The sequence below is a fragment of the Streptomyces sp. NPDC059875 genome (assembly GCF_042731085.1).
GTDB lineage: Bacteria > Actinomycetota > Actinomycetes > Streptomycetales > Streptomycetaceae > Streptomyces.
This window is the reverse complement of record NZ_JBHWJZ010000026.1, coordinates 78,597-105,577: the sequence shown is the minus strand read 5'-3', so window position 1 is coordinate 105,577 and position 26,981 is coordinate 78,597. Positions and strand designations below refer to the sequence as shown.

Below are 26,981 nucleotides of genomic sequence, written 5' to 3'. Positions count from 1 at the left end.
CCTCCGCTTTTGCGTGCCGCGCTGCAGGAGACGGCTCAGACCTCCACCCGCGCCCGCTCCACCACCGCCCGCAGATCCAGGGTGGTCGGCAGCGTCCCGAACGCCGAGCCCCGGTCGCCGCCCAGCCGCGAGGCGCAGAACGCGTCCGCCACCTCCGCAGGCGCCCACCGCACCAGCAGCGAGCCCTGCAACACCAGCGCCATGCGCTCCACCAGCCGGCGGGCCCGCCCCTCGATCCCGTCCAGATCGGCCAGTTCGGTCAGCATCCCCTTGATCGCCCCGTCGAGCCGGTGATCCGCGCCCCGCGCCTTCCCGACCTCCGTCAGGAACGCGTTCAGCGCCATCGGCTCCCTCTGCAGCGCCCTCAGCACATCCAGCGCCTGGACGTTGCCGGAGCCCTCCCAGATCGAGTTGAGCGGCGACTCGCGCAACAGCCGCGGCAGCCCCGACTCCTCCACATAGCCGTTGCCGCCCAGACACTCCAGCGCCTCCGCCACCATCGGCGTGCACCGCTTCGTCACCCAGTACTTCGCCGCCGGCACCGCGATCCGCGCGAAAGCGCGTTCGGCCTCCGTATCGGAGTCGTAGGCCGCCGCAAGACGCATCCCGAGCACCGTCGCCGCCTCCGACTCCAGCGCCAGATCCGCCAGCACATTGCGCATCAGCGGCTTGTCGATCAGCAGACCGCCGAACGCACGGCGGTACGCGGTGTGGTGCACGGCCTGCGTCAGCGCCTGCCGCATCAACGCAGCCGAGCCCAGCACACAGTCCAGCCGGGTCGCCGCCACCATCTCGATGATCGTGCGGACCCCGCGCCCCTCGTCCCCGACCCGGCGCGCCCAGGTCGTCCCGTCGAACTCCACCTCGGCGGAGGCGTTGGACCGGTTCCCGAGCTTGTCCTTGAGCCGCTGGATCGCGAACGCGTTGCGCGTACCGTCCTCCAGGACCCGCGGCACCAGGAAGCAGGTCAGCCCTTCGGGCGCCTGGGCGAGGACCAGGAAGCCGTCCGACATCGGGGCCGAGCAGAACCACTTGTGCCCGGTCAGCACGTACGCACCCCCGTCCGCGCCGGACACCGGGCGCGCCTCGGTCGTGTTCGCCCGTACGTCGCTGCCGCCCTGCTTCTCCGTCATCCCCATCCCGAGGAGCACCCCGGCCTTCTCGCCGGGCGGCCGCAGCCCCTCCTCGTACACGCGCGAGGTCAGCAGCGGCTCCCAGACCGCGGCGAGCGCGGGCTCCGCCCGCAGCGCCGGCACCGCGGCATGGGTCATCGACAGCGGGCAGCCGTGCCCCGCCTCGGTCTGCGTCGCCAGGACGAACCCGGCCGCACGCCGCACATGACCACCCGGACGGCCCCACGCATCGGTCAGCCCGGCGCCCACGGCGCGCCCCAGGAGCCGGTGCCAGGCGGGATGGAACTCGACCTCGTCGATCCGGTTCCCGTACCGGTCGTGCGTCCGCAGCCGCGGCGGGTTCTCGTTGGCGAGCGCCCCCCACTCCTGCGCCTGCGCCGAACCGACGGACCGGCCCTGGGCCACGAGTTCCTCCCGCGCTTCCGCGAAGACCTCCGGCGCCAGATGACGCTCGACGGCCTCCGCCAGAGCCCGGTCGGACGTGTACGCGTCGTATCCCACCAGGGGCGGAGCCTGGTTGGTCACTGTGTGGGTGCTGGCTGCCATGCCGATACGGTAAGGAGGTGCAGGCAGCAAACGAAACACCCGAGCGGCGGCCCGGGAGCAGACTCCACCGGGCGCGAGTCCTCTACCGCAACGTCTCCAAGCGGAAGATGGTCTGGCTGCTCCTGAAGGACACCGTCAACTCGTGCATCGAGTACCGCATCCTCGGCCTCGCCGCCGAGGCGGCGTTCTTCACCCTCCTGTCCCTGCCTCCGCTGCTGCTCGGCCTGATCGCCCTGCTCGGCTACGCCGACGACTGGACCAACACCGACACGGTCGCGAGCATCCAGGAGAACATCCTCCGCGCTGCCGGAACGGTCCTCTCCGACCGCGGAGTCCGCGACATCGCCAAACCCCTCCTGGACGACGTCACCCAGGGCAAACGCCCCGAACTCATCTCGCTCGGCTTCGCCATCGCCCTCTGGTCGGGCTCGCGCGCCGTGAACGTCTTCATCGACACCATCACGGTCATGTACGGACTCGACGGGCACCGCGGCATCGTCAAGACCCGGCTCCTCGCCTTCCTGCTCTACCTCGTGGCGCTGCTCATCGGCGCGGTCGTCCTGCCGCTCGCCGTGGTCGGCCCGGACCGGGTGGTGGAGCTGATCCCGTGGGGCACGGAAGTCGTCGCCGTCCTCTACTGGCCGGTCGTCATCCTGCTCTCCATCGCCTTCCTGACCACGCTGTACCACGTGTCCGTCCCGGTCCGCTCCCCATGGATCGAGGACATCCCCGGCGCCCTGGTGGCCCTCGGGATGTGGGTGCTCGGCAGCTTCCTGCTGCGCATCTACCTGACCAGCCAGGTCGAGGGACCGACCATCTACGGCTCCCTCGCCGCGCCCATCGCCGTCCTGCTCTGGATCGGCATCTCGGCCTTCGCCGTCCTCGTCGGCGCGGCGGTGAACGCGGCGATCGACCGTGTCTGGCCCTCCGTCGCCACCGCCGCGGCCCGCGAGGCCACCGACCGCGCCCGCGCCGCCCAGGCCGCCGACCTCGTCGCCCGGCTGCGCGCGGAGGCGGACGACGTGGACGAGGACGACCCGGACATGCCGTCGGAGTTCCCCGAACGCTGGTCGCGGTTCCTGCCGCCGGACGACGTGAAGTCCCGTCTGCACTCGGGCTGGGAGAAGGACTAGTAGAGCCGCCTGCACCTCTCCGGGTTCTGCCGTCCGCGTCCCGTCCTAGTCCTGATCCTTGCCTGGTTCCTTGCCCCGTCCCTTGTCCCGTCCCTTGTCCCGGCCGCCGGGCAGGCGGGCGGCGAGGCCGGAGAGCCAGCCGCGACCCCGGTCCGGCTCCGCTTTCGTCGGCGCCTCGGCCGGAGGCGCCGTGCGCGACCACGTGACGTCCCCTTGCTGCCCTGCCGAGGTCGTCAGCGTCGCCACGCCTCCCGTGGGGCCGTCCGGCGGCGGCTCCACGACCACCACGTGCTGCCAGCCGCCGGCCGTCGCCGTGATCCGGTCGAAGTCGCGCTGTCGCGCCCGAGGAAGACGGGCCCGCAGGCCGTGGGAGATCAGGACCGTCACCACGAGGACGTTCCGCCCCGTGTCCGCGACCTGTACGTCCGCCGCCTCCCCGAGCACACGCGCCGCCGTCTCCGTGTCCTCGTGGACCACGACGTTCAGCCGGACCTCCGACAGGGCGTGCGAGGGCAGCCGATGCGCCAGAGCCACGGGGAACGTGTCGACCGCCCACTCGACCAGCGCTTCGGCGGTGAACCCCGGAGGAAGCGGCGTACGGACCACGTTCCCACCCTGCGGCCAGCCCCGCGCACCGCCGAGGGCGCCCCGGGCCATCTCGGCCACGAGGTCCTGGTGCTCGCGTGAGAGTCGTGGCGCGCCGTAGGGCGGCCGGATCACCAGCCAGCCCGGCGACGCCTCCGCGGACCGGCCGAGGAAGGCCCGCCTCTCGCGGAGCTCGGCCCGCCACTCCCGCAGCCGCGACCGCTCCGCCTCGGCCCAACTCCCCCCGATCCCGTCGAGCGGCTCCCCGTACCAGAGCGCCAGCGCCGAATCGAGGTGCCTGTGGGCCAGCGCCGAGTCGCCGCGGGACATGGCCCGGTCCGCCTGGTCGGCGTGCGACTCCGCGCGCGCCACGTCGAAGGAGGTCGCCGCGACGGGCAGTCGGTACGCGTCGTTCTCCGTCCGCACCGGCAGTCCGAGCGCCTTCAGGTGCAGCGCGTACTGCGTCGGGCGGATGTTCGGTTTGCCCTCCAGTACCTCCAGCATCTCCGCCTCCGTGACCGGAGCCCCGTGGGCCAGCAGCAGCCGGCACAGGAAGGCGTTGTCCTGGAACGCGTGCGCCGACACGTCCGTTCCCGCGATCGCCGCCTTGGGGGGACCGAGGAGCTGATAGTGGGCCGGTGTGTAGCGGAGCAGAGTCGTGTGGCGCAGATGGGACAGGGCCGTCGCTCCGCGCTGCCGTTCACGCGGCTCCTTGGCCAGCAGGCTGGTCACCGCCCGCCCCAGCTCCGGCGGGATGTCCGGGCGGACGTGCACCGGATCCGGCGGCGTCGCCCGCGCGTGCTGCTGGAGTACGGATGCCACGTCGCCGCCCGGGAACGCCGGGGCCCCCGTCAGCATCTCGTACAGGATGCAGCCCAGGGAGTACAGATCGCCCTCCGGCAGCACCACCCCCGACTGACGTTCGGGCGCCAGATACCGGGCCGTGCCGGGGAGGGTCTCGCCGTCCGGGCCGGGGTCGAGCGGGAACTGCGCCGTCCTGTCGGCGGGCCCGGGGCGTTCGGAGTACGGCCAGCGCAGGCCGTAGTCGGAGAGCCGGCGCACCCCGTCGTCGATGCCCAGGACCTTGGCGGGGGACAGATTGCCGTGGGCGATGCCCGCGCCGTGGTGCAGGGCCCACAGGCCGCGGAGGATGTCCTGGGCGATCGACACGGCCTCGGGGACGGGCAGCGGCTCGGACGCCGTGGCGAGCAACTGCCGCAGCGAGCGCCCGTGGACGAGCTCGGTGACGAGGCAGCAGCCTTCGTCGAGGACGACGGCGTCGAACACCCGGAGCAGATTCGGGTTGACCACACGGGCGACCTCGTAGGTCCTGGCCAGGAAGTCGGCGGCCGCGGACCGCTCGTCGCGGCCGTTCCTGCCGGTCAGCAGGCGCTCCCGCTCCGGCGGGAAGGGGAAGAACGAGACGGCCACCGGCAGATTGAGATAGCGGTCGTGGCCCCGCCACACCCTGCCGGCCCCGTCTCCGAGCCGCTCGGAGAGCTCGTACCGGTCGCTGTTCAGCCGGGGTGCGCCCCCGTCGGGCCGGGACACGGCGGTGGGCACTTCGCCCTCCGGCAGACCGGCCGCACCGGCCGCCCCGCCGTCCGAGTCGGTGGTCGTGCTCGAGGAGGGGGCGCCCTCCGCGGCGGGCGCGCCGCTCGTCCCGCGCCGCTCCGGCCCGCGCAGGAGCCGTACGCTCTCCTCGCTCACCAGCGCGAACGGCCGGCCCGCCGCCCGTTCGCCGCCCGCCGCGGCCAGGCTCTCCACCAGCGCCCGGAACTCGCCCGGCAGGGCTCCCGCGCGGGACTCGATCTCGGCGGAGATCCGCGCCAGCAGACCCGCCGTGCCGACGAGGGTCGTACGCGGCAGGGTCCCGAGCAGGACCTCCCGTACGCCGGGACGGAACTCGTACGCGCCCGGTACCGCCTCCGGCTGCGCCCGCAGCATGCCGCTGAGGACCACCTCCGCCAGGTGCTGCGGCTCCGGGTCCTCCTCGATCGCCGCCTGGACGAGCCGCATCACCGGCAGATGCGCCGAGCCCACCGCCAGGTGCGCGGCCAGCCGGAACGCCTGCGGCGAGGCGATGGCCCGGAAGCGCAGCACCAGCTCCTCCGGGTCGCTCCCCTCCGGATCGAAGCTCTCGTCACTCTCGAACTCCGCCTCGTACTCCGCCGGCCGCGCCGACGGGTCGCCCGCCCCCACGAACGCCGCCGCGCCCGGGACCTCCGTGCCGCCCGGTGAGGCGACCAGGGCGGCCCAGTTGCCCAGCCAGGCGCCGGAGGGCTCCAGGACCGGCAGCGGGATGCCGGCCGGGGCCGGACCGCCGTGGTACGGGGCGAAATCCAGCGCGGAATTGGGCACGCCGGGGCCGGGGGAGACGAACAGGCCCGGCAGGGGCGGGGCGGCGGTGTGCCGCCACAACCGCTCCGGCAGGGGCTGGAGGACGGCCACGGGGAGCTCGCGGGCCAGGGCGGCGAGGGTGGAGCGCCAGCGCAGCCCCGCCGGACCGTCCCGCCACTGCGGACCCATGCAGTCGCTCACGACCAGCGTCGCGGTCCGGCCGAGCTCCCGGTGGCGCCGGGGCAGCCGCCCGTCCTCGCCCAGCTGGAGCACGTCGAGCGTGCGGAACGCGCCGGTCTGGGCGAGCGCGGTGTGCAGTTCGCGGACCAGGGGCCGCCACATCGTCATCGTCGGCCCGGAGTCGAAGACGATCCGCAGATGGAGCCAGCGCTCTCGCTGCGGACGCAGCACGGGCAGCCAGAGGCCCGGTGCCGCGCCGAGCGCGGCGATCCGGTGGGCGGTCGCCGACTCGTCCAACTCCCGCCGCGCGGCGCTCGGTACGGTGCGCCGCAGCGGCCGCAGCGACCGCTGGAGGGCGAGCGGGTGGGAGAGCATCGGGGGAGCGGGGGCCAGCAGCGGGGTGTGCCGGGACGACGGTGCCGGCTCCTCGGGCGCGGGTGCCGGTCCGGCCGCGGGCGTGTGGAGCGGCATGCGCGCCGGGGGCGGCGGCTCCGCCGCGGGCGGCATGTTCGCCGGGGAGGGCGGGGGAGGCGGCGGCTCCGGCGTCACGGGGAGGACGGGATCCACCGGGCCGTGCGTCGTGGGGGCGGCGGGCGGTCGCCACGGGGCCGGCGGGGACGAGGACGGCGGGGCGGCGGCGGCCGCGGCCTCGGTCCCGGCTCGCTCGGGGCCGCGCATGTGCCGGGCCAGCCACAGGAGTTCCGCCAGCTCGCCGCCGGTCGGCGGTTCCTCGCCCGCCCGGCCCAGGACCTCGGCGAGGACGTCCAGTGAGCCGCTCCGGTCAGACGTCATCGACGTCCCAGGTCTCCGCCGCACGGCCCAGGTACGGCATCAGTGCCTCCGCCAGCTCCTCCCGCGAGGCCGCGTCCAGACCTGAAGTGCGGGTCAGATAGATGGCGTTGAGCAGCTGGTCCGTGGCCAGTTCGCCGGCGCTGCCGCGGTGCAGGAAGGTGTCGACCAGCGCGCGGTCCCGTTCGTCCAGGGGGCCGAGGTGCGCCCGCACGATGTCCTCCAACTGCTCGCGCAGCGGCTGCCGCAGCTCGAGACGGACGCAGCGGCGCAGGAAGGCCGGCGGGAACTCGCGCTCGCCGTTGCTGGTCAGTACCACGAACGGGAAGGCGCGGCACCGCACTTCACCGTGGCGGACCGCGATCCGCTCCTCGGAGTCGGCGACCATCACCTCGGCCACCGGGTGCGTCCTCGCCGCCCGGACGAGCTCCGGGATCTCGTACTCTCCCTCCTCCAGGATGTGTAGCAGGTCGTTCGGCAGATCGAGGTCGCTCTTGTCGATCTCGTCGATGAGCAGCACACGGGGCCGGTCGTACGGAAGCAGCGCGGTACCCAGGGGCCCGAGCCGCAGATGGTCCTCGATCGCGGTGTCCTCGCGGTCCGGCGCCGTCGGCCGGGCGGCACCACCCCGCTCGCCGCCGCGCTCTCCTCCGCCGGCGCCCGTCCGGCTCCCCGCGAGCTCATCGCCCCGGTCACCGGCTCGCCCGGCGGCGTACAGCCGGGAGAGGGGGTCGTACTGGTACAGGCCGTCGGTGAGCGCGCTGCGGCTGGTGATGTTCCAGCGCAGGACCCCGCCCATCCTCAACTCCCGTGCCACGGCGTACGGGAGGCTCGACTTGCCGCTCCCCGGCGGCCCCGTCACCAACAGCGGGCGGCGCAGATACAGGGCCGCGTTGACCAGCTGGACGGTCTCCGCCGTGGGCTGGTACGTCTGCGCCCGGTGGATCCCGCCCGGCGAGCCGCCGCGCTCGTCCTCCTCGGGCGGCGGGAGCAGTGCGGGCCCACCGTCGAAGGCCCGCCACGGCGGCGGCGCGGGCAGCGCGTCGATGCCGTCGTGCGGCTCGCTCGATCCGGTGTAGACGGGCCACAGGGACATCGGGGCAGCTCCCGTTCTTCGAAGTCGTTCGGGGTTTCGGGGTTTCGGTGGTTCTCCGTGCGGCGTGCGGTGTGCGGCATGCAGTGCTCTCGGCCGGAAGGGTCGCTCAGGCGACGGGGGACCGCCGCATCGGGCGGACGTCGGGGAACCGGCGAGGGTCCTCCCAGACGAGGGACAGCTCTGCGGCCCAGTGCGGTTCCGGCCCCTCGTGGAGGAAGGCCTCTTTGCGCAACCGGAAGACGAGGTCCGGCAGTTCGGTGGGCGGCAGGCGCGAGATCCGCTCGGCGATCCGGTCGAGGAACCCGGCACCGGAGCAGGCCCCCGCGCACGGCCCGCCCGGCGGGCAGCCGGTGCGCGGCCACAGCACGATCGGCGCGGGCGCGTTCAGGGCGGCGCCGTGCAACTCCCGGTCGCGGGCCGACTTCGGCGGCCGGGCGAACCCGACGGCACCCCGTACGTCCTGGAGCAGCACGGACAGCTGAGGACCCCGCTTGGTGCTGGAGCAGGCGACGCGGTGCAACGAGGAGCCGTCCTGCCGGTCGAGCTCCTCCCACATCCGCTTCAGCTGGAACTGCAGCCGCGCCTTGCCGCGCCGGTCGTGATCCATCACGACGACCGGTGACGTGCAGCCGAGCGGGGCCTCCTTGCCCTTGCTCCTGGTCCACAGGTCGACCGGCCGGTTGAGCCAGTCGCGGGGGAGGGCGAACGCGATGAGCGGACGGCCGTCGCCGATCTCGTCGTACGCCTCGTCGATCCGGTCCAGGACCCATGAGCGCACGTGCGCGGTGGTGAGCCGCTTCTCGTTGACGAGGAGACGGTCGCCGTCCCGGTAGACGGAGACCTCCGCGATGACGGCGTTGCGGTCCGCGCCGCTGCGCCGGATCTCGACGAGTATCGGAGCCCACGGGGGAGGGGCGGCCGGGCCGGCGCAGTACCGTGCTCCTGCTCCCCCGCACGCGGCCTCGCCGTCCCGCGCGTGGTCGTGCCGGCCGTCGTCGTGACGGCCGTCGTCATGGTGTCCGTCGTCATGGTGTCCGTCGTCCTGTCGGGCGAGCTCCCGACGTCCGTCGTGTCCGGCCGGGTCCGGGCGGCCGTGGCCCCGATCCGGGGTGTCGTGCGCGGCGGCCCGGTGCCGGCCGCGGTACTCGCGCGACCAGGCCCGCAGCTCGCGCCCGAGGTCGTGGTCCGCGACCAGGTCCGCGAGCCGCAGCGTGAACTCGGCCAGCGGGAGTCGTCCCGGGCGCGGCGGCGCCTCGGTGAGGAGGTACCAGACGCCCTCCCAGAGCCCGCTCGACCGGGCCGTGTACGGGGCCCGCCCCAGTCGGCCGATCGCCGCGTCGAGCAGCCGGTCCACCGGGCACGGCGGCGCGCCGACCCGGTCGACCAACTCCCGTAGCCAGCGCTTCTCCTCGGCGGAACAGCCCGGGGTCGGGACCAGTTCGGCGAGTGTGGGCACGTGCCGGGCCAGTACGCGGGCCGGGATCATCCGCCCGTTGCGGCTGACCGGGTCGTACGAGGAGATCATGCCGACCACCGCACCGCTGTCCGCCCGCATGGCGGCCGCCCCGCTGAAACCGTGCGAGGGCTCCTGGCCGTACGCCTTCCAGAACTCCACCTGGATCCACTCGCCGCTGATCAACAGCCGGTCGTGGGTGACCCGGAGCTCGCTCTGCGCCCCCTCCTCGCCGTACCCCTGGGGGAAGCCGTACGTGACGAGCCGGGCCGACAGGCCGGCGTCGCCGAGCGGCTCCTCCGGCTCCGCGAAGACGGCCGGCTCGACGGGGGCGGGGCCTTCGAGGGTCAGTACCGCGACATCGCCCGGGTCCGTCCGGCCGCCCGCCCAGGCGCCGCGCTCCGCGACACGCGTCGGAACCGCGCCGAGGCCACGGGCGCCGGGGAAGGAAACCGAGGCCCGGTCGAGCCCGTGGACGACATGCGCGCAGGTGAGGACCGTGCCCTCGCCGACGAGGAAGCCGGAGCCGCAGACGGCGCCCTCGTGCTCGACGCGAACATGCCAAGCAGGGGAGCCCGTCACCGGGTGCCGGCCCCCGCTCCCGTCCTCGCGCCCGCGCCGTTGGGCGCCCAGGACAGTTTCACCGTCAGATGGCCCTCGACCGAGGTCTTGGCGATCACCGCGCCCGCCTCGGCCGTCAGCTTCACGCCGAACTCCAGCTCCACCCCGTCCGGCTGGAGCGGCCCCTCCCGGAAGACCGTGAGCGCCGACTCGGCCGCCGAGCGGATGCCCTGGAGCGCCTCGTCGAGCGTGCGACCGGCCTGGATGAGGGAGTTCCCACCGCGCGAGACGAGCTGGGCGCCGGGCTGGTGACCGTCCGCCTCCACCATGACCTGCGCCCCGCTCTCCGTGGTGAACTCCATCAGTGTGCTCACAACAACCCCCGAGGAAAGACCAGTTGGATCACACACCATTCTGTCCGACGCCCGCGTCCATGTCAGCGGATCGGCCTACCCTGGAGGGGTGTACGAGGAACGCCCCGCGCGCTTGGACGGCGCGGTCGTCTGGACCCTCACGCCACGGTCCGTGGCCGAGGATCCGGTGCCGGTGCTGCCCGACGGCTGCATGGACCTGCTGTGGTGCGACGGCCGGCTGCTCGTCGCGGGACCCGACACCGTCGCGTACGTCCCCGAGGGCGGCCCCAGCCGCTACGCCGGGATCCGCTTCGCACCCGGTGACGCGCCCGCGCTGCTCGGCGTACCGGCGAGCGAGCTGCGCGACCGACGGGTCGCGCTGGGGGTGCTGTGGGGCGAGGCGAGGGCGCGGAGGCTCGCCGAGCGCGTGACCGACGCGGCCGACCCGGCCGCCGCCCTCGAGGACCTCGCGCTGCGCCGCGCCACGGACGCGCCGGACCCCGACCCGCGGCTCCGGGCCGTCGTACGGCGGCTCCAGGCGGGCCGGCCCGTGGCCGATAGCGCCGAGGCCGTCGGGCTCGGCGCGCGGCAGCTGCACCGGCGGTCGCTGGACGCGTTCGGCTACGGACCCAAGACTCTGGCCCGGATCCTCCGGCTCCAGCGCGCGCTCGCCCTGGTCAGGGCAGGGCTGCCGTTCGCGGAGGCGGCGCTCGTCGCAGGCTGCGCCGACCAGGCCCACCTGGCGCGCGAGACGCGCGCCCTGGCCGGCACGACCCTGTCCGCCTACGCCTCGGCCTGGGCGAAGAGGGAGACCCCGCAGCCGTCCGGGTCGAGCACGACGGCATAGCGCTGCCCCCACACGGCGTCCCACGGCTTGAGATGCCCGCGGTACCCGGCCGCGACCAGGGACTCGTAGGTGGCGTCGACCTCCCGCGGCGAGCCGCAGAGAAACGCGAGCCCGATCCGGTCGCCGCCCTCGGGCCGGGACCAGCCGGGATCGAAGGAACGGACGACCTCCTCCGTGTCCCACGCGATCCGCATCCCACCGGGCAGGGAGGCTTCGACGTGGGCCTCGGTATCGGCTCCGACCGGGATCTCCAACCCGAGCCGACGGTAGAAGGCGAGCGAGGCGGCCATGTCGGAGACGACGAGGCCGATGAGGTCGAATCGTGGTGTGTTCATGGGGGCACGGTAGGCACGCGGTGCCGGGCAGGTCTTGAACGGATCGGACAGGGCCGCCGGACGGGGCCGCCCCGGCTCTCCGCGCACCGCGCAACGCGCACCGGTCACCGGCGCGGCGTCGGCGACGGCCACGGCCCGGCAGGGGCGCCTGCTCGCCGTGGTCCTCCTCGCGCTCCTCGGCCTCGTGGGGTAGCCCGGCCCGCCCGGGCTTACGCTGGAACGGGACCGTGCCTGACGGAGGTGCCGTCATGACCGCATCGGCCGTTCCTCGCGGGCCCGGTGCCACCGCCTGGGCACCCGAGACGGTGACCACCGACCCGTACAACGCCCAGACGCCCAGAGCCGCGCTGGCCGAGCGGCTCACGCCCGCGGACGCGCTGTTCGTACGGGACCATTTCGGCGTGCCGCCGACGGCCGCCGCCCCGTGGCGGCTGCGGATCGGCGGGGCCGTGACGACGCCGGTCACCCTCGGCTACGAGGAGCTGCTCGCCCTGGGACGCCTCGGCCGACGGGAGTTCGACGTCGTCCTCGAGTGCGCGGGCAACGGCCGCGCCCTGATGAACCCCCGCCCGCCGGGACTTCCCTGGGGTCAACGGGCGGTCGGCTGCGCCCGGTTCGCCGGCGTCCCGTTCCACCTGGCCGCCGAGCGCGCCGGTGTCGCACCGGAGACGGTCGAGTTCGTCTTCGCCGGTGCCGACGCCGGCAGCGTGCACGGCCACCGGTCCGCCTTCGAACGCAGCCTCCCGCTCGCCGAGGCCCTCCACCCGGACACCCTCCTCGCCACCCACATGAACGGCGAGCCGCTCGCGCCCGAGCACGGCGCCCCGGTCCGCCTGGTGGTCCCCGGCCGGTACGCCGTCGCCGACGTGAAGTGGCTGGTCGAGGCGAGGGCCCTCACCGAACCCTTCACGGGCGTCTTCCAGGCCCAGGAATACGTGTACGTCGCATCGGAGGGCATCCCCGACGGTCCCGTCGCCGCGATCCGGGTCAAATCGCTGATCATCGCGCCCGAGCCGGACGACGACCTCCGGCGCGGCACGCAGACCGTCGTGCGCGGCCGGGCGTGGTCGGGCGCCGGGCGGGCCGTGGGACGGGTCGAGGTGCGGGCCGAGCACGAGGACGAGGACGCCCCGGGAGAGGAGCGCGCGGACGACGCGGACTGGCACGACGCCGACCTCGAGCCGCCGAGCGGACCGTACGCCTGGACGGGCTGGTCCTACCGGTGGACGCCCCGGAAGCCGGGCCGGTACCGGCTGCTGGCCCGGGCGACCGACGCGCACGGCGACACCCAGCCGCCACGGGCGCCGTGGAACGCCCAGGGCTACGGCTGCAATCCGGTGGCGGCGGTCGACGTGGTCGTCGTCTGACACCTGCCGTACTCCGACATCAGGCACTCCGAACGACACGGGAGCAGGTGACGCCATGAACGCCCACGCGATGGAGATCGAGCCCCTGACCACGGCCTCGCTCGGCGACACCAGCTACCTCCTCGTCAGCGGCGACGAGGCCGCGCTGGTCGACCCCCAGCGCGACAGCTGGGGCCTGATCGAGTCCTGTAGCTCCAGGGGGGTGAGCATCCGGTACGTCCTGGAGACCCACGTCCACAACGACTACGTCTCCGGCGCCCTGGAGGTCCGCGCCGCCACCGGCGCCACGGTCGCCGGGCCGGCCCGCGCGCCCTACGCCTTCGACCATCTGCCGCTCGCCGACGAGGACGAGATCGCCCTCGGGGACGTGGTCGTACGGGCGATGGAGACACCCGGGCACACCGCCGAACACACCGCCTACCTGGTGTGCGAGAACGGTCGGGAAGCGCCGACCGCCGTCTTCACCGGCGGCAGCCTGCTGGTCGGCAGCGCGGGCCGCACCGACCTGTCGGGCCCCGACCGCACCCAGGAACTCACCAAGGCGCAGTTCCGCTCGCTGCGGCGGCTCTCGCTGCTCCCGGATGCCACCCGCGTACTGCCCACCCACGGGGCGGGCAGCTCCTGCGCATCGGGTCCGGTGTCCCGGGAGCGGACCACCACGATGGGCGACGAACGGCGCACCAACCCCACGCTCGGCACCCGGAACGAGGAGCAGTTCGTCCGGGAGCGGCTCTCCGGCCTGCGGCCCTACCCCCCGTACTACCGCTACATGGCGCCGATCAACCGGTCCGGCCCCGACGTGCTCGGCGGCCGCCCCGCCGTCCGCCCGCTGTCGGTGACCGAGGTCGAGGGGCTGGTCGGGGGCGGCGCGCAGCTCGTCGACGGGCGGGACCGCCGGACCTTCGCCAGGGCCCATCTGCCGGACTCGCTCTGCGACGAGCTGGACGAGCGCTTCGCGAGCCTGGTCGGTGAGGTCGTGCCGTTCGGCACCCGACTGGTCCTCGTCCTGCCGGAGCCCGCCGAGGCCGCCGTCGAGGAGGCGATGCTCCAACTGCTGCGGATCGGCTACGAGAACGTCGCGGGCCATCTCGCCGGCGGCGTCGACGCCTGGCGCGAGGCGGGCCGGCCGGTGCGCTCCTTCCGTACCGCGGACGCGTCCGACCTGGCCGGCTCCCTCGCCGACCGGTGGGTGCTGGACGTCCGGCCGCAGCGCCCCGAGGGCGGAATCCCCGGCTCGTACGCCGTCCCCCTCGCCGAACTGCCCCGGCGGCTGGGTGAGATACCCCGGGACCGCGAGGTCTGGACGGTCTGCGGGAGCGGCCGCCGGGCGACCATCGCGGCAAGCCTGCTCGACCGGGCGGGCATCCCCGTCACGGCGGTCGTGAGGGGAGGCGTACAGGACCTGATGCCCCACGCATGAGGCGCACAAGAGACGCGAGAGTGCAAGAGGCACAACGAGGCTCACAATTCATGGGAGAACGGAGATGACGATGGTCACCAACGGCTATTCACATCCGGAGACCCTGGTGGACACCGAGTGGCTGGCCGCCCACCTCGACGACCCGACCGTTCGCGTCATCGACGTGGACGAGGACACGACCGTCTTCGAACACGCCCACATACCGGGGGCCGTCGGCTGGAACTGGACCACCGACCTGCACACCGCGGTGGGCCGCGACTACCTGGACCGGGACGCGCTGGGCGATCTCCTCGCCGCGGCGGGCGTCGCGGACGACACCACCGTGATCCTTTACGGAGGCAACAACAACTGGTTCGCGGCGTACGCCTACTGGATCCTCCGGCTGCGCGGCTTCAACAAGGTGAAGCTGCTCGACGGCGGGCGGAAGAAGTGGGAGCTGGAGGGCCGGGGCATGACCCGGCTGGTGACGGAACACCAACACACCGGCTTCACGGTGACGGGCCAGGAGAACCCCCAGTTCCGGGCGATGCGCACGGAGGTCCTCGACAGCGTCGGGTCCGCGGCCCGCATGGTCGACGTACGCTCCCCGGAGGAGTACCGCGGCGAGAGACTGGCGCCGCCCCACCTGCCCCAGGAACAGGCCCAGGTCCCCGGCCACATCCCCGGCGCGGCCAACATCCCCTGGTCGCAGGCGGCCAACGAGGACGGGTCCTTCAAGTCGGCCGACGAGCTGAAGGAGTTGTACGCGGGCAAGGGCATCACCCCCGACCGGGAGGTCATCGCCTACTGCCGCATCGGTGAGCGCTCCTCGCACACCTGGTTCGCGCTCCACGAACTCCTCGGCTACCCGGACGTCAAGAACTACGACGGTTCCTGGACGGAGTACGGCTCCCTGGTGCGGGCCCCCGTCGAGATGGGGTGAACGCCTCGAAGAGGCCGGCGGTGAGCCGCCTGTCGCCGGGGGTCTGCAGCCCCCCGGCGGAATGCGTGGTCGGTCAGCTCAGCCGGGCGTCGGCGTAGGCGACCATCGCATCGCGCTGGTAGACGGCCAGGCCGTCGGCGATCCTGTCGTAGTTCTCACGGAACCGCGGGTCGTCGACGTAGGTCTGGCCGAGACCCTTGTACGCGTCGGCGTTCGGGGTCCAGTACCGGCAGACGCCCTGGTAGTGGGCGTCCACCTCGGCCTGTACGGCCGGGTCGTCGACCGGGGTGCCGGCCACCATGAACTCCGCGAAGCGGATCATCTGCGCCGTGACCTCACGCTGCCACCGCTCCTGGTCCTCGGCGGTCATCGACTCGACGGCCGCGCGGGACTCCTCCCACGCCTCCGGCCACCGCTCGCGCACCTCGGGCTCGTCGACCGGGGTCTCGAAGCCCTCGAACAGGTTCTCCGGCCTGTTGATCTTCGTCATGCTGTCGTCGTCCTTCTCTTCCTCCAGTTCGGCGATGGTCCGCCCGACCGTGCGGGCCAGCGTCTCCAGCCGGTCCCGCTCCCTCAGCAGCCGCCGGTGATGCTCGCGCAGCACGGCCACTCGATCGACCTGGCTGTCCAGCACCGCCTGGATCTCGCGCAGCCCCAGGCCCAGCTCCCGCATCAGCAGGATCTGCTGCAGGCGCAGCAGATCGGCCTCCTCGTAGTAGCGGTGCCCGTTGCTTCCGATCCACGCGTGCGGGAGCAGCCCGATCTCGTCGTAGTGCCGCAGCGTCCGGGACGTCACCCCGGACATCCGGGCCACGTCCGCGATCGACCAGCCCATCGACGTGCCGTCCATCGCGGTGCCTCCCATCGCCGGGCCGGTCTCTCCGGCCACAGAGAAGACCGTAGGAGTTGACGCAACGGAAACCGCAAGTCGGACCGGCGTCGGGTCGGCGTCACTTTCCGCAGGGCGGGTCGTAGGGCAGGGCCGGCGACACGTACTCCTTCCACACGGTCTCGTTCATCGCCGAGCGTGTCGACGCGCACAGGATCGCGCGGGCGCGGGCCGGATCGGTCTGCCAGAGGCGTACGGTGCCGTCTTGGCCTGCGGTCACCAGCACATCGCCACGCGGGGTGTACCGCAGCGCGTTGACTGCGGCGTTGTGCCCGGTGACGGGGAGACCGTACGCGGTGATGCGAGCGGGATCCGACGTGTTCCAGAACCGGATCTGGCCGATGGAGTTGCCGCTCGCGAGCATGGCGCCGTCCGGGGCGAAGCCGACGCTCCACACCGCGCCTCCGGTGACCGGCGGCGTGCCGACGGCCTTGGGGGAGGACGGCCGGGACACGTCCCAGAGCCTGATCCGGCTGTCCGCACCGCCCGTCGCGACCAGCGGGGCGCGTGGATGGGCGTCGAGGGAGATGACCACCTCGGAGCCGAGCGCGCGGCCGTCCCGGACGGGAGCGGTTCCCTCGCCGGTTCGCCAGGTCCGGACGTCGCCGAATGCCTCCGCCGAGTAGACGTGGCCCGACCGCCTTCCGACGGCCAGGGCCTTGGTCGCCAGCTCCTCCTCGTCCAGCTCGCCGCCGAGTGGGGCGGGGCGCGTCGGATCGGCCACGTTCCAGGCACGCAGGCCACCGTAGTAACCGCCGTCGAGGTCCATCGACGCCGCGATCAGAGTGCTCCCGTCGGCGCCGAAGGCCAGTGCGGAGACCGGTTTCGTCTGCCCTGGCAGCGAGTTGCCGATCGCCACCGGCCGAGTGGGGGCGGACACGTCCCACAGCCGGACGTCGCCGCGCCAGCCGCCGGTGGCCAGCACGTTCTTCTCCGACGTGCCCGACGAGCCGCGTTTGCGGGGCATGAAGGCCAGGGAGGACACCGAGCCGTAGGAGCCCGTCAGTCCACCGACGTAGTCCAGGCGGGTCGGGTCGGAGAGGTCGTACAGGGCGACGTAGGCACCCGAAGCCACCGCGAGCAGCCGCCCGTCGTCGGTCAGCGCCAGCGCTTCGGCCGCCTTGCCGCCGCCCAGGACGGACAGGCCCGTGGGCAGCCGCCACAAGTGAACCTTGCCGTCCCCGCCGCCGCTGACGAGCGTGAGCCCGGTCGGGGCGAAGGCGAGATTGCTGACGAGCGTGCTGTGCCCCCGCAGGGTCGGGACGAGCCACCTGGCCTGTGCGGGGTCTCCCATGTTCCAGATGTTGATGTTCCCGGAGTTGTCCCCGGCGGCGAGCAGGTGGCCGCCCGGGCTGAACGCGAGAGAGGTGACCGTCGTCCCGGGGAACAAGGTGTTGGTCACCTTCGGCCGACGAGTGTCGGACACGTCCCAGATCCGCACCCTTCCGTCACCCCCGGCGGTGGCCAGAACAGCGGCGACGGGGCTGAAGGCCGCCCTGTTGACGATGCCCCAATGCTCGCCCAGCTCGCCGCCGAGCGCCTTGGGCCGGGCCGGATCCGACACGTTCCACAGCCGCACGAGGAGTCTGCGGTCGCTGCCGGGGCGTCCCGTGCCCCCGGTGACGGCGAGGGTGCGGCCGTCACGGTTGTAGGCCACGGACGTGATGATCTGCCATTTGGCGGACACCACCGTGCTCGCTGTTCGTGGCCGCCGCGGATCGCTGACGTCGATCAGGTACACGGTCCCGCTGGTCTCGCTGCCGCTGATGTCCGTGACGACGACGGCCAGGGTCCGGCTGTCGGGGCTGAACTGCAGGCTCACCACGAGGCCCCGCTGGGCCGACGACCACGGTGCGTTCAGCGCCACAGGACGCTTGGGGTCGGAGACGTCCAGGAGCTGTACCTTGCCGTCCCCGCCGCCGCGGGCGAGCAGGTCGCCCTTCGCGTTGTACGCGATCGCGGACGCGTGGGTCTCCTTCTCCGCCTTGGGTTCGGCGGTCAGGGGCGCCGGGCGGGGCGCCTTCTTGGTGTCCCAGAACCGCAGGGAGCTCCCGCCGGTGGCCAGTCGTCCTTCCGGGCCGAACGCGACCGGTGGGGCCGTGCCGAAATGGCCTGGCAGGGTCGAGGGCAGCACCGAGGTTGCCGCAGTCGTCAGCCGTGTGTTCAGCCGGTCCGTCGGACGCATCCGATGGGCGACGAGGTCGAGTTGCGCGGCCAGCGCGCCGTCGGTCTCGCGCTGGCGGTCCGCCTCGGCACTGACCCGGTCGAAGATGGCGTTGTCGCGCTGCTCGAGGGCGTTACGGCTCTGCTGGAACGCGACGGTCGCCGCCACCATGGCCAGCACCGCCAGTAGGGAGACGGTGGCCACCGCACCGCGCCGGAGCCGGCGGCCCCGGCGCTCCTGCCGCTCGGAGGCGGCGAGGAACCGTGTGACCAGGGGCGTCACCAGGGGCGCGAGGTCCTCCGGGCTCGCCCCCGAGGCCCAGGAGCGGGCCAGTTCGAGCCTGGCTCCCCGGAACAGCGCAGTCATGTCCTTGCGGCCTCCGCGCTCCCAGGCCACGGCCGCCTCCTCCACCTCCTGCCGTACCGGTATGCCGCTCCTGCCCGTCCCGATCCAGTCGCGGTGCAACCGGGGCCACGCCCACAGCAGTGCCTCGTGCGTGACCTCGACGGTGACCGTGCCCTCCCGCCCGTCCACGCCCTGGGTGAGCAGGCGGGCGCGGGTGAAGCGCTCCGCGAGATCGGGCACCTCCTTCGGGTCGGCGGCGGCGAGTAGCAGGTCGGCGCGGGTCCGTCGCCGGCGGGTCACCTCGCCGTCCTCGCCGATCCTGACGAGGCCGAGGAACATCAGCCGTGCCGCCCGCTGCGCGGACGGCGTCAGCTTCCCGAACTCCTCCTCGGCGGTGGCCGCCACCGCGCCGTCGATGCCGCCGGTGTCGCGGTAGCTGTCCACGGTCAGCGTGTCGCCCCTGCGCTCCAGCCAGGTGGCCCGCAGGGCGTGGGCGAGAAGAGGTAATCGTCCGGCCTCGTACGCGCCCTCGTCGCGTGGGGCGCTGCCCCGCAGGTCGCGCAGGACGACGTCCACGAGACCGGGCGCGAGCGTCAGACGGGCGCGTTCGGCGGGCATGGTCACCGCCCGGCGGACCTCGTCGTCGCTCATCGGTCCGACGATGACCTGACGTTCCACCAGGGCGTCGCGCAGATAGGGGAAGGCGCTGCAGGAGCCGTAGAAGTCCGCGCGCAGTCCGTAGACGGCCAGGGCGACGGGCGTCTCGCTGCCGGGTGCATCGCTCTCGGCCGGCGCCGCACCCGTCAGGCCGGCGAGCACGTCGACGAAGCGGCGGCGGGCGGCCTCGTCCGCGCAGACGGTGAAGAGCTCCTCCAGCTGGTCGACGACGAGCACGACCCGGCCGTCCGGTGGGAGCTCAAGACGCTCGCGCACCAAGGTGCTCAGCCGGTCGCCTCCGGCCTCCATCGCCTCGGTCATCAGCGCGGGTTCGGTTCCGGTCAGCCTGCCGAGGCCCGAGGCGAGCGCCGCGAGCGGCTCGGCCGTGGGGGTCAGCAGCAGGTGCGGCCAGTGCCGGGATCCCGGCAGACGGCCCTGGGCCAGGCCCGGCAGGACCCCCGCCCGGAGCAGGGACGACTTGCCCGCCCCGGACGGCGCGACGACGACCAGCGGGCTGTGATCGGCCCGGCAGCGCTCGAGCCGGTTCATGACCCTGCTGACGAGGGCCTCCCGGCCGAAGAACCACTCGGCCTCGTCGGTGTCGAACGAGCGCAGTCCGGGGTACGGACTGTTCTCGCCCTCCGAGGGCGCGGAGGTCCTCGACGCGTGCTCGCCACCGGAGTGGTAGTGCTCGTGGTGCTGTTGGGTCACTCCGCCGTGGATGACGACCATGTCCCGCGCCGATCGGTACACCGTGCCCGGCTCGGTGGCCCACGCGTGCAGCTCGACGTCCTCCATGTACATCCCCCGTCTCCGAAAGGCATGTTGCATGTGTGACGCGATGCTACGGACAGGGGGAGGACATGGCCATGCCGCACCAAGGAAGGGCCGACTCGACGCCGGCGGCGCCAAGTCGGCCCTTCCTCGGGTGAGTTGTCAGTCCGTGCCGGACTCCATCGCGGCGCGGTCCAGCAGCGCGTCCTCCTCGGAGACCTCGCCGCGGGAGGCGATGGCCTCGGCGCCGCCCTCCGGCAGCTCCGTCATGGTGCCGATCAGCCCGGCCGCGGCCGCCTGGGCGGCGCCGACGGCGGGAGTGCCGGTGCCGATCAGGCCGATCGCGGCATACTGCTCCAGCTTGGCGCGCGAGTCGGCGATGTCGAGGTTGCGCATGGTGAGCTGGCCGATCCGGTCGACCGGGCCGAAGGCCGAGTCCTCGGTGCGCTCCATGGACAGCTTGTCCGGGTGGTAGCTGAACGCCGGGCCCGTGGTGTCGAGGATCGAGTAGTCCTCGCCGCGGCGCAGCCGCAGCGTCACCTCGCCGGTGACGGCCGCGCCGACCCAGCGCTGCAGCGACTCCCGCACCATCAGCGCCTGCGGGTCCAGCCACCGGCCCTCGTACATCAGCCGGCCGAGGCGCCGTCCCTCGTTGTGGTACTGGGCGAGGGTGTCCTCGTTGTGGATCGCGTTGACCAGGCGCTCGTACGCCGCGTGCAGCAGGGCCATGCCGGGCGCCTCGTAGATGCCACGGCTCTTGGCCTCGATGATCCGGTTCTCGATCTGGTCCGACATGCCCATGCCGTGCCGGCCGCCGATGGCGTTGGCCTCCATCACCAGGTCGACGGCGGAGGCGAACCGCTCGCCGTTGATCGTCACCGGACGGCCCTGGTCGAAGCCGATCGTCACGTCCTCGGGGGCGATCTCGACCGACGGGTCCCAGAACCGCACGCCCATGATGGGCTCCACGGTCTCCACACCGGTGTCCAGGTGCTCCAGGGTCTTGGCCTCGTGGGTGGCACCCCAGATGTTGGCGTCGGTGGAGTACGCCTTCTCCGTGCTGTCGCGGTAGGGCAGGTCGTGGGCGACGAGCCACTCCGACATTTCCTTGCGGCCGCCGAGCTCGGTCACGAAGTCCGCGTCCAGCCAGGGCTTGTAGATCCGCAGGTGCGGGTTGGCGAGCAGACCGTAGCGGTAGAACCGCTCGATGTCGTTGCCCTTGAAGGTCGAGCCGTCGCCCCAGATCTGGACGTCGTCCTCGAGCATCGCGCGGACGAGCAGCGTGCCGGTGACGGCGCGGCCGAGCGGCGTGGTGTTGAAGTAGGCGCGCCCGCCCGAGCGGATGTGGAACGCCCCGCAGGTGAGCGCGGCCAGGCCCTCCTCGACCAGCGCCGCGCGGCAGTCGACCAGACGCGCGATCTCGGCGCCGTAGGTCTTGGCGCGGCCGGGCACCGAGGCGATGTCGGGCTCGTCGTACTGGCCGATGTCGGCGGTGTAGGTGCACGGGACGGCACCCTTGTCGCGCATCCACGCGACCGCGACGGAGGTGTCGAGACCGCCCGAGAAGGCGATGCCGACGCGCTCGCCGGCCGGAAGGGAGGTGAGGACCTTGGACATAGGGAGAGTATGCAACAGATCGCATGGTTATGCAAAGCGAAAAAATGCTTCGCGCGGCCGGTGGGGGCCTGGCTAGGGTGTGGACGTTCCTGCGGGCAGCCGTGAGCTGTCCGCACGTGTCGCTGTGTGTGATCCAGGAGGTGTGACCGATGGCTGTCATGACGACGGGCGCCGCGCTCATCCAGAAGTGCATCAACTCCACCTCCGTGGTCTCCGGCTGACCTTCCTTCATCTTTCTCGCGCCCGAGTGCGCGTGCCGGGGCCACCCTTGTGAAGGGTCACCCCTTGTCTTTTTCTTCTCTTCAGGCTTCGGCTTCGCATGCTCTCGCTCCCTACGGCTGGGACGACGGCTGGGAAGCCGCCTTCGCGCCGTACGCCGAGCAGGGGCTGCTGCCCGGCCGAGTCCTGCGGGTCGACCGCGGTCGGTGCGATGTGGTCACCCCCGTCGGCACCGTCCGCGGCGACACCGAGTTCGTCGTTCCCCGCGACCCGCTGAAGGTCGTCTGCACGGGGGACTGGGTCGCCGTCGACGCGGCCGGCGACCCCCAGTACGTACGGACCCTGCTGCCGCGCCGCACGGCGTTCGCGAGGTCCACCTCGTCCAAGCGGTCCGAGGGGCAGATCCTCGCCGCCAACGTCGACCACGCGATCATCACGGTCTCGCTCGCCGTCGAGCTGGACCTCGGCCGCGTGGAGCGCTTCCTCGCCCTGGCCTGGGAGTCCGGCGCGCAGCCCCTCGTCGTGCTCAGCAAGGCCGACCTCGTCCCCGACCCGGTCGGACTCTCGTACCTCGTCGAGGACGTGGAGGGCGTGGCGCCGGGCGTGCAGGTGCTGCCCGTCAGCTCCACCACCGGCGAGGGGCTCGACGTGCTCTCCGCGGTCGTGGCGAGCGGCACCAGCGTGCTGCTCGGAGTCTCCGGCGCCGGGAAGTCCACGCTCGCCAACACCCTCCTCGGCGAGGACGTGATGAGCGTCAACGCCGCTCGTGACGTGGACGGCAAGGGCCGCCACACCACGACCACGCGCAATCTGCTCGTACTGCCCGGGGGCGGCGTCCTCATCGACACCCCCGGCCTGCGCGGCGTCGGGCTCTGGGACGCCGAGGCCGGGGTCGGTCAGGCATTCTCCGAGATCGAGCAGCTGGCGGAGGAGTGCCGCTTCCACGACTGCGCCCACGAGGCGGAGCCCGGCTGCGCCGTGACGGCGGCGGTCGAGGACGGCTCGCTGTCGGTGCGCCGGCTGGAGAGCTACCGCAAGCTCCTGCGCGAGAACCAGCGCATCGTCGCCAAGACGGACGCCCGGGTCCGCGCCGAGATGCTCAAGGACTGGAAGCGGAAGGGTGCCGAGGGCCGCGCCGCGATGGAGGCCAAGCGCGGCGGCGGCGCGCGGCACTCGGGCCGGTAGGCCGTCGGTCCCGCTGTGGGGCCCCGGGGGCAGCGCGGTGTCCGAAAACCGCCAGCCGAGCACCCGGGGCTCCCGCACACTGGAACGCGTGACGGACCAGGCAACCATCGAGGACACCAGGTACGAGGCGGTCAGCAGCCGGGACGCCCGGTTCGACGGCGCGTTCTTCTTCGCCGTCGAGACGACCGGGATCTACTGCCGGCCCAGCTGCCCCGCCGTCACACCCAAGCGGAAGAACGTCACCTTCTTCCCCACCGCGGCCGCCGCCCAGGGCCACGGCTTCCGGGCCTGCCGGCGCTGCCGGCCCGACGCCGTGCCCGGGTCCGCCGAGTGGAACGTCCGCGCCGACGTCGTCGGGCGCGCCATGCGGATGATCGGGGACGGAGTCGTCGACCGGGAGGGCGTCCCCGGGCTCGCCGGGCGGCTCGGCTACAGCGCCCGCCAGGTGCAGCGGCAGCTCACGGCCGAGCTCGGCGCGGGCCCGATCGCCCTCGCCCGCGCCCAGCGGGCCCACACCGCCCGGCTGCTCCTGCAGACCACCGGGCTCCCGATCACCGAGATCGCCTTCGCGTCCGGCTTCGCCAGCGTGCGCCAGTTCAACGACACGATCCGCCGCATCTACGCCCGTACCCCCTCCGAGCTGCGCACCGAGTCCGGCACCGGGGCCGGCGCCCGGACCGCCCTCGCCGCCGGGGTGCCGCTGCGGCTCGCCCACCGCGGCCCGTACGCCGTCCGCGAGGTCTTCGACCTGCTCGCCGCCGAGGCCCTTCCGCACGTCGAGGAGGTGCTCGGCGCCCCCGGCACCCGCACCTACCGCCGTACGCTCCGCCTCCCGTACGGCACCGGCATCGTCTCCGTCGACGAGCGCTCCGCCGGGCCCTGGCTGGAGGCCCGGATCCACCTCACCGACCTGCGCGACCTGACCACCGCCGTCCAGCGGCTGCGCCGGCTCCTCGACCTCGACGCCGATCCCTACGCCGTCGCCGAGCGTCTCGGCGCCGACCCCGGACTCGCGGCGCGGGTCGCGGCCCGCCCCGGCGTACGGTCGCCGGGCGCCGCCGACCCGGAGGAGTACGCCGTACGGACGCTGGTGGGCCCCGAGGAGGCGGCGCGGCTGGTCCCGGCCCACGGCACGCCCCTCGACAGCGTCTGTGGCACCCTGACCCACCTCTTCCCCGCGCCCGCCGCGCTCACCGCCCACCCGGTGGCAGGCCCGCTCGCGGAGGCGCTCGCCACCGGGGCCGTACGCCTCGATCCGGGCGCCGACCGCGACGAGGCGGAACGGGCCCTGCGCGCCCTTCCCGGCGTCACGGCCGCCCAGGCCGCCCTCATCCGGATGCGCGCCCTCGGCGACCCCGACGTGGCCCCCGAGGGCGGTCCGGACGCCGAGTCCTGGCGGCCCTGGCGGTCGTACGCACACCGGTATCTGGAGCTCGTACCGGCGGCGGCAGAATGAGCCCATGATCAGCACAGACCTGCTCGGACCCGACGACCGCGACGCCTGGGAGCGGCTCTTCCGCGCGTACATCGACTTCTACGGTCGCAGCGAGCCCGACGCGATGTACGAGCGGGCCTGGACCGCCTTCCAGGACGGCACCCGGCTGCACGCCCTGGCCGCCCGGCTCGACGGCCGCGTCGTCGGCTTCACCCACTTCTTCGTCCACCCCAGCACGTCGGGACCGGACGTCTGCTACCTCCAGGACCTGTTCACCGATCCCGAGGCGCGCGGCAAGGGCGTCGCCCGCGCCCTGATCGCCGCCGTGACGGAGTGGGCGAAGGAGCAGGGCTGCGACCGGGTCTACTGGAACACCCAGGCGTCCAACACCACCGCACGGCACCTCTACGACAAGGTCGCCCGCGACACCGGCTTCATCAAGTACCAGATCGATCTTCCGAAGTAGTCGCGTCGGTGGCCGGAAGGCCCCAGCTGTGGATCCGGCGGGGATGGATCCGGATGACCTCCTGGCTGAAGTGCGGGCCGAGCTCGTGCGGCCCGACCAGGAGCTCGGCCACTCCCCGGATCTCCACCCCGCGCACCCGCCAGGGCCGTACGCTCGCGAGATCGTCGACGACCAGCGCCACCTTGGGGTTGGCCCGGAGGTTGCGCCACTTCTTGGAGCTGCCCATGGCAGCCCCGCCCACCAGGACCGTGCCGTCCTCCTGTGGGAAGAAGCCGACCGGGTTGGCCTGCGGCTGGCCCCCGGGATCGACGGTGGCCTTCGGGGCATCCCGTTGGGCCCGCTGGTTGGCGCGCCCCGCGGGGTTTACGCCCTCTAAACCCACCAGGGGGCCTGGGTCGCCCCCGACGGGCCCCCGCGCAGCGGCGATCCGGCCGATGCGCGGGGCCGATCGGTCCTAGGACCTCAGCCCGAGATCACGGCGCCGAACCAGGCCCCGACGATCAGCAGGCAGGAGAAAAGCTCCACGAGAATGCTCGTCCCCGCCGCGCGCATCACCGTCCGCGTGGAGGCCCTGGCCTGGCCGTGGCCACCGAGGCGGAGCCGTTCGGAGAGGTAGATCCCGCCGATGAAACCGGGGATCGCGCCGAGCACGGGGATCAGGAAGAAGCCGAGGAACGCACCGACCCCGGCGTAGGTCACCATCCGCCGGGTGATGCCGACCCCGCGGATCCGGCGCTGCGGCAGCTGCCACACGACCACCTGGGTGAGCAGGAGCAGCGCGGTGGAGGCGACGAGCAGGATCCAGGCGAGCCCGGTCTGCTCGTTCAGGGACCACCAGAGCATGGCGGCCCACACCAGCCACGGCCCCGGCACGCCGGGAGCCAGCACCCCGAACAGGCCGAGCAGCATGACCATCGCGACGAGCAACAGCTGCCACACACCCATCTGTCAAGGGTGCAGGACGGATGATCTTCTCGCAGGTCGCAGCGTACGTACGGGGGGCACAGTCACGTACGACGTGGGGCGTGTCCGGCGTACGTACGGCGTGGGGCGCGCCCGGCGTACCGACGGGGGCCGCGCCGGTCCGGCGCCCGGCGCTATCCGCGCGCCACCCACCCCTTCTCGTACGCGTGCCAGCCCAGCTGGAGCCGCGTCGTCACGCCCGTCAGCTCCATCAGGCCCTTCACCCGGCGCTGGACCGTGCGCAGGCCCAGATCGAGCTGCTTGGCCACGCTCGCGTCCGTCATGCCGGCCAGGAGCAGCGAGAGGATCTCCAGGTCCGTGGCGTCCGGGCCCGGCACCTCCGTCTCCATGACCTGCGCCCCCGCGCCGAGCCGCAACGGCAGCGCGTCGCGCCAGACCGCCTCGAAGAGGCCCATCAGGGACTCCAGGAGCCCGCTCGCGTGCACCACGAGGGCGGCCGGCTCCGCGCCGCGGCCCGTCAGCGGGACCATCGCGAGGGCCCGGTCCGCGACCACCAGCTTGGTCGGCACCCGGTCCACCACCCGGATCTGCTCGTCGCGGCCGAGCGCCGCCGAGAGCTCGACGATCCCCGAGGGCAGGGTCATGACCTCCCGCTCGACGACCACCCGGTAGCGCACGCCCCGCTCGGCCGCCATCTCCTCCGCGTCGTTCTCCATGCCGGTCACCGCGATCGGCTTGCCCGTCACCAGCGCGCAGACCTCCTCCGTCGCCCCCAGCTGGAGCTGGAGGAAGCGGTGGGTGACGGCGCTCGCGCCGGTCACCACCTCGACGAGGTCGTGGACGGCAGGTTCCGCCGCCTCCGCGCGGTACTCCTCCGCCAGGAGCGCCGCCGCCAGCTCGGCCTGCTCCAGCTCGTGCCGCTGCTGCGTCAGCAGCGCGCCGAGCGCGACCCCCGGCGGCGCCGCGACCCACCGCCCGGTCCGCGCCGAGGACTGCGCGGCGAGCCCCTGCGACTCCAGGCGCCGCAGCGCCCGCTCGGTGTCCGTCTCGGGCAGCGCGAGCCGGTGCGCCAGATCCGTCACCTCGGCCGCCCCCAGCGCCACGAGCGCGCGATACGCGGACTCCTGCCGTTCGTCGAGACCTATCGCTCCCAGCATCGCTGCCCCACCCCTCGCCGGACGTCCCAGGACGTCCCGGACATTCCCGGGACGTTCACCGGACGCATTCGTTCCGTTGGTGCCCTGGC

The 26,981-nt window shown here is 73.2% G+C and carries 21 protein-coding genes; 9 read left to right on the top strand and 12 right to left on the bottom strand.

Translation table 11 applies throughout. From position 1 onward, the window contains the following. Positions 1–35: 35 nt before the first annotated feature. Entirely contained in the window at positions 36–1,679 is a 1,644-nt protein-coding gene (locus tag ACFV9D_RS28210) for an acyl-CoA dehydrogenase family protein (protein WP_385152014.1), read from the bottom strand. Positions 1,680–1,696: 17 nt separating this feature from the next. On the opposite strand from ACFV9D_RS28210, the gene ACFV9D_RS28205 reads away from it, so the two are divergent. Then, the gene (locus ACFV9D_RS28205) at positions 1,697–2,812 is read left to right on the top strand and encodes a YihY/virulence factor BrkB family protein (RefSeq protein ID WP_385152011.1); all 1,116 of its coding nucleotides are present in this window, start codon (positions 1,697–1,699) and stop codon (positions 2,810–2,812) included. A 45-nt stretch (positions 2,813–2,857) separates the two neighbouring features. On the opposite strand, the gene ACFV9D_RS28200 is transcribed toward ACFV9D_RS28205, so the two are convergent. From ACFV9D_RS28200 to ACFV9D_RS28185, 4 genes are all read right to left on the bottom strand, one after another. Beyond that, positions 2,858–6,709 carry an SAV_2336 N-terminal domain-related protein gene (locus ACFV9D_RS28200; protein ID WP_385152008.1) on the bottom strand — a complete coding sequence of 1,284 codons (3,852 nt, stop codon included), beginning with the start codon at positions 6,707–6,709 and terminating at the stop codon, positions 2,858–2,860. Beyond that, a complete protein-coding gene (locus ACFV9D_RS28195) occupies positions 6,699–7,802 on the bottom strand; it encodes an AAA family ATPase (RefSeq protein WP_385152005.1) in 1,104 nt (367 codons plus the stop codon). The genes ACFV9D_RS28200 and ACFV9D_RS28195 overlap by 11 nt, the downstream gene beginning before the upstream one ends. 106 nt (positions 7,803–7,908) lie before the next feature. After that, positions 7,909–9,837 (bottom strand): trypsin-like peptidase domain-containing protein, encoded by a 1,929-nt coding sequence (locus ACFV9D_RS28190; protein WP_385152002.1) that lies wholly within the window; start codon positions 9,835–9,837, stop codon positions 7,909–7,911. Beyond that, entirely contained in the window at positions 9,834–10,190 is a 357-nt protein-coding gene (locus ACFV9D_RS28185; protein WP_385151999.1) for a CU044_2847 family protein, read from the bottom strand. The genes ACFV9D_RS28190 and ACFV9D_RS28185 overlap by 4 nt, the downstream gene beginning before the upstream one ends. 88 nt (positions 10,191–10,278) lie before the next feature. Here ACFV9D_RS28185 and ACFV9D_RS28180 point away from each other — a divergent pair, with 88 nt between their 5' ends. Continuing rightward, positions 10,279–11,016, top strand: a complete 738-nt coding sequence (locus tag ACFV9D_RS28180; RefSeq protein ID WP_385151996.1) for a helix-turn-helix domain-containing protein — start codon at positions 10,279–10,281, stop codon at positions 11,014–11,016. On the opposite strand, the gene ACFV9D_RS28175 is transcribed toward ACFV9D_RS28180, so the two are convergent. Next, positions 10,953–11,351, bottom strand: coding sequence for a VOC family protein (locus tag ACFV9D_RS28175; protein WP_385151993.1), 399 nt, complete (start codon positions 11,349–11,351; stop codon positions 10,953–10,955). The two genes, ACFV9D_RS28180 and ACFV9D_RS28175, sit on opposite strands and share 64 nt — an antisense overlap. A 34-nt stretch (positions 11,352–11,385) precedes the next feature. On the opposite strand from ACFV9D_RS28175, the gene ACFV9D_RS28170 reads away from it, so the two are divergent. The 4 genes from ACFV9D_RS28170 to ACFV9D_RS28155 all read left to right on the top strand — a co-directional run bounded on the left by ACFV9D_RS28170 (position 11,386) and on the right by ACFV9D_RS28155 (position 15,060). After that, a complete protein-coding gene (locus tag ACFV9D_RS28170; RefSeq protein ID WP_385151990.1) occupies positions 11,386–11,544 on the top strand; it encodes a hypothetical protein in 159 nt (52 codons plus the stop codon). A 55-nt stretch (positions 11,545–11,599) separates the two neighbouring features. Next, entirely contained in the window at positions 11,600–12,718 is a 1,119-nt protein-coding gene (locus ACFV9D_RS28165; RefSeq protein WP_385151987.1) for a molybdopterin-dependent oxidoreductase, read from the top strand. Between the two features lie 55 nt (positions 12,719–12,773). Then, a complete protein-coding gene (locus ACFV9D_RS28160; protein WP_385151984.1) occupies positions 12,774–14,138 on the top strand; it encodes a rhodanese-like domain-containing protein in 1,365 nt (454 codons plus the stop codon). Between the two features lie 64 nt (positions 14,139–14,202). Further along, complete coding sequence (locus tag ACFV9D_RS28155; protein WP_385151981.1) at positions 14,203–15,060, top strand: sulfurtransferase; 858 nt, start codon at positions 14,203–14,205, stop codon at positions 15,058–15,060. A gap of 73 nt (positions 15,061–15,133) precedes the next feature. On the opposite strand, the gene ACFV9D_RS28150 is transcribed toward ACFV9D_RS28155, so the two are convergent. The 3 genes from ACFV9D_RS28150 to argG form a co-directional block, all read right to left on the bottom strand. Beyond that, positions 15,134–15,895 carry a MerR family transcriptional regulator gene (locus tag ACFV9D_RS28150; RefSeq protein WP_385152058.1) on the bottom strand — a complete coding sequence of 254 codons (762 nt, stop codon included), beginning with the start codon at positions 15,893–15,895 and terminating at the stop codon, positions 15,134–15,136. Positions 15,896–16,010: 115 nt separating this feature from the next. Further along, complete coding sequence (locus tag ACFV9D_RS28145) at positions 16,011–19,919, bottom strand: AAA family ATPase (protein ID WP_385151978.1); 3,909 nt, start codon at positions 19,917–19,919, stop codon at positions 16,011–16,013. A 132-nt stretch (positions 19,920–20,051) separates the two neighbouring features. Next, positions 20,052–21,506 (bottom strand): argininosuccinate synthase, encoded by a 1,455-nt coding sequence (gene argG / locus ACFV9D_RS28140; RefSeq protein ID WP_385151975.1) that lies wholly within the window; start codon positions 21,504–21,506, stop codon positions 20,052–20,054. 285 nt (positions 21,507–21,791) lie between these two features. Here argG and rsgA point away from each other — a divergent pair, with 285 nt between their 5' ends. The 3 genes from rsgA to ACFV9D_RS28125 all read left to right on the top strand — a co-directional run bounded on the left by rsgA (position 21,792) and on the right by ACFV9D_RS28125 (position 24,811). Then, positions 21,792–22,910, top strand: coding sequence for a ribosome small subunit-dependent GTPase A (rsgA, locus tag ACFV9D_RS28135; protein WP_385151973.1), 1,119 nt, complete (start codon positions 21,792–21,794; stop codon positions 22,908–22,910). Between the two features lie 88 nt (positions 22,911–22,998). Further along, positions 22,999–24,366 carry a bifunctional transcriptional activator/DNA repair enzyme AdaA gene (locus ACFV9D_RS28130; protein WP_385151970.1) on the top strand — a complete coding sequence of 456 codons (1,368 nt, stop codon included), beginning with the start codon at positions 22,999–23,001 and terminating at the stop codon, positions 24,364–24,366. Positions 24,367–24,370: 4 nt separating this feature from the next. Continuing rightward, positions 24,371–24,811, top strand: coding sequence for a GNAT family N-acetyltransferase (locus tag ACFV9D_RS28125; protein ID WP_385151967.1), 441 nt, complete (start codon positions 24,371–24,373; stop codon positions 24,809–24,811). On the opposite strand, the gene ACFV9D_RS28120 is transcribed toward ACFV9D_RS28125, so the two are convergent. The 3 genes from ACFV9D_RS28120 to ACFV9D_RS28110 form a co-directional block, all read right to left on the bottom strand. Next, positions 24,783–25,193: a PPOX class F420-dependent oxidoreductase gene (locus tag ACFV9D_RS28120; protein WP_385151964.1), complete on the bottom strand. Its 411-nt coding sequence runs from the start codon at positions 25,191–25,193 to the stop codon at positions 24,783–24,785. The genes ACFV9D_RS28125 and ACFV9D_RS28120 overlap by 29 nt on opposite strands. Before the next feature lie 80 nt (positions 25,194–25,273). Further along, a complete protein-coding gene (locus ACFV9D_RS28115; RefSeq protein WP_385151961.1) occupies positions 25,274–25,756 on the bottom strand; it encodes a DUF456 domain-containing protein in 483 nt (160 codons plus the stop codon). A gap of 152 nt (positions 25,757–25,908) precedes the next feature. Continuing rightward, positions 25,909–26,892: a helix-turn-helix domain-containing protein gene (locus tag ACFV9D_RS28110; RefSeq protein ID WP_385151958.1), complete on the bottom strand. Its 984-nt coding sequence runs from the start codon at positions 26,890–26,892 to the stop codon at positions 25,909–25,911. Between the last annotated feature and the right edge of the window lie 89 nt (positions 26,893–26,981).